At 63.0% G+C, this 262-nt stretch carries 1 protein-coding gene; it reads right to left on the bottom strand.

Going from position 1 to position 262, the window contains the following annotated elements; all coding sequences use genetic code 11:
- Window positions 1–262: DUF4082 domain-containing protein (locus C3Y91_RS06785; protein ID WP_168575177.1), on the bottom strand; the 262-nt coding region annotated here is incomplete at both ends.

Genomic DNA, 262 nt, shown 5'->3' with positions numbered 1-262 from the left:
TCGCATCCCCCGCATCGGCGACCGCCGTCGGCGTCGTATTGTTCGCATTCGAGGGACGAAAGACCACGTCGGCCCAGTAATTGGTGGCGCTGAAAGTGGCGTTCGGGAAAATGCCTGCGGTGGCGGAGCCGCCATAGCGGTAGACGCCGTTGCCGCTTGCCGGAGCAGTCAGCGGACCACTGGTGACTGCAGTCGTATAGAAATTGGCGGTCGCCACGTAGGCGCCGGTCGTGTGGTAGGAGGCGACATAGGTTGTGTTGGC

Origin of the sequence: Rhizobium ruizarguesonis (assembly GCF_012349115.1) — a bacterium.
In the GTDB taxonomy this organism is placed as follows: domain Bacteria; phylum Pseudomonadota; class Alphaproteobacteria; order Rhizobiales; family Rhizobiaceae; genus Rhizobium; species Rhizobium ruizarguesonis.
The sequence above is the reverse complement of the archived record's forward strand: the minus strand, read 5'-3'. Positions and strand labels throughout refer to the sequence as shown.